This window comes from Allobosea sp. Tri-44, assembly GCF_004123845.1.
Lineage (GTDB): Bacteria > Pseudomonadota > Alphaproteobacteria > Rhizobiales > Beijerinckiaceae > Allobosea.
On the sequence record NZ_NBDP01000024.1, the window covers coordinates 1 to 2,663 of the forward strand.

Annotated in this window: 1 protein-coding gene; it reads right to left on the reverse strand. The window is 67.8% G+C overall.

All coding sequences use genetic code 11. The annotated features are described in order from the left end of the window. A partial coding sequence (locus B6S44_RS16205; protein ID WP_206735174.1) for a beta strand repeat-containing protein occupies positions 1-2,533 on the reverse strand: 2,533 nt, incomplete at its 3' end. Positions 2,534-2,663 lie beyond the last annotated feature (130 nt).

The following is a 2,663-nucleotide window of genomic DNA, read 5'->3' on the forward strand; positions in this document are numbered from 1 at the left end:
GGCTGTTGTACAGCGCCAGCGTCCCGCCGGCCTGCGGCAGGGTGTCGAGGCCGGCTGCGGTCGCGAACTGATTGCGGGTCTGCGCCACGGTCCCGAAGATCGCCGGCGGGGCAGTCGGCGGCGTGACTGGAGGCGTGCCGGGATCGGGAGGCGTCGCGGGCGGCGTGCCCTTGACCGCGATGACGAGGTCGACCTGGTTGGGCCGGTGGTCGACCGTAAGGTCGAGGAAGGCCGAGCGCGAGACCGCTCCGGTGAAGTTTCCGGCGACACCGCCAGTAGCGGTCAGGATCGTATAACGCTGGCCGCCGATGTAACTGGTCTGCGGGTCGAGCGCCGTGACGCCGACCTGGCCGCCGGCGAGCAGCGCCCCGCCATTGACTGCGATGCGGTCGGAGGTGCCATTGCCGGCGATCTCGACCTCATAGGTCGAGCCGGCCATCGTCATGAAACTGCCGTTGACGGTGAGCGTGCCGATCGAGTTGCCGGGCGCGATGGTTGCGCCGGCCTGAACCAGCGTTGCGCCGACCGTGCCGGAGCCGGTGAGCGTCGCGCCACTCAGCACGGTGACGGAGGAGTTCGCGAGCGAGCCGTTGACCGAGTGCTTGCCGGCCTCGACCCTGGTTTGACCAGTGAACGTGCTCGTGCCGGTCAGGTTGAGGTTGCCGGCGCCACGCTTGGCGAAGGAGCCGACGCCGCTGATGGGATTGGCGAAGGACGCATCGGCCACCTGATCGATGACGAGCGCGGCGCTGTTAGTGATTGTACCGCTGCCGAAACTGCTGGCCGAGCCGATCAGCGTGCCGGCGCCGATAAATGTGCCGCCGCTATGGGTATTGGTGCCGGTCAGGGTCAGCGTGCCGACTCCCGACTGAAGCACCAGGCCGCTGCCCGAGATTGTGCCGCCGAAGGTCACGGCATCGGAGCGGTTGAACGCCAATACGGCGTTGTTGACGACATTGCCCTGGATCGAGCCCGTCGTGCCGCCATTGCCCACCTGCAAGACGCCGCTGGAGACCAGCGTACCGCCGGTATAGCTGTTCGCACCGGTCAGGATCAGTGTGCCGCGGTCGGACTTCACCAGCTGGGCGCTGCCGACGAGGTTGGACGCGATCATGGCCTGGCTGAAGACGCCGAGCGTCGTGCCGTCGCCGACGCGGATGACCGCCTGCGTCCCGGTCAGGGTGATGTCGCCGCCCTGGACGACGTAGCCGTTCGTCGCGAACTGCATGCCGGAGGCGATGACCGGGCCGAGGCTGGTGTCGACCGTGACCGTGCCGGCCGCGCCGGTGAAGACGGCGAAGGAACCGGCCGCGAAGCCTCCGTTGGGGACGCCGAGCTCGTTCGTCCAGTTGTCGTTGCCGACGTTAGCCAGCCAGGTGCCGTTGCCGCCGCCGATGACGCTGTTGTTTCGCGGGTCCGTCGCGCCGTCCCAGAAGCGCAGCGTCAGCCCGGCGGTGTTGACCAGGTTGATCTGCCCGGCGACGCCAGTCTGCAGGAAGAAGTCGGGCGATGGCAGGGCGCCGACCGTCAGGCCGTTATCGGTCAACGTGCCGGCATAGTTGAAGATGCGGTAGAGGCCGGTATCGAACGTGCCGCCCGGCGCGGTCGTGACGTTCAGGGTGCCGTCGAGGGTCAGGTTGCCGGTGACGTTGACCAGGTCGTTCAGCGCGCCGCCGACGACTCCGGCCTGGCCGAAATTATAGTCCAGCAGCGCGCCGCTGTTCAGCGTCAGGTCGCCGATGATCCTCAGCGTGCCCGGCGCTGCCCCGGCTCCGCCCGGCGCCAACGTGCCGTTGGGGTCGATCGTAACGTTACCGTTGATGGTGCCGGTGCCGCCGAGTGTCCCGCCGAAGACGACCGCGCCGCCAAGCGTCGTGCCGTTGACCAGCAGCGTGCCCTGGCTGATCTGCCAGGGCGTGGCGTTTGTGGCCGTGCCATTCAGCGTCCAGGTGCTGGTGCCGCCCTTCACGAAGAGGTCGAAATTCTGGTACTGCGCGGTCGGGCCGATGGCCGAGACGTTGAAGCTGGCGTCAGCGCTGCCGCCGAGGCGCAGCACGTCGGTGAGCCCTGTCGGGTTCGCGACCACGTTGCCGATGATCTGCGAGCCGGCCCGCAGCTCCAGGTCGATGCGACCCGTCGTGACTCCCGTCGCGAGCGTAATCGCATCGGCAGAGCCGGCGCCTGCTCGGATCGTGCCGCTATTGACGAGGTTGAGGTTCGCGGTCGCTGAATTCGTGGTGATCGCGGCCGCTCCGACCCCGCCTGCGATCGTACCGCTGTTCGTGAGCGTAAACGTCGTATTGCTTCGGACCGCAACTGCCCCGCTTCCGCCTTCAATCGTCCCGGTGTTGACGATGGGGGTGGTGTTAGCTCGAACGTTAAGCCCAACGCCGCCGACCGTGGCTCCGGTGCCGCCGCGAATCGTTCCATGGTTGACCAGAGTATTGCTTATGCCCGTCCCGCCGACGTCCACGCCGAGCCCCCCGGCGCCTCCTGAGCTGTTTCCGCCCAGGATGGTTCCGAAATTCGTCACGGACGAGTTGAGCCGAGCCCCGCCGCCAATGCCCGCGGTTGCCGCTTGCGCGTCGCCGCCTTTGAAATTGCCCCGCCGCGGTCAGCTATCACCACGCCCCGGCGGTCCACAGGAGGGGGTCGCGTACCCC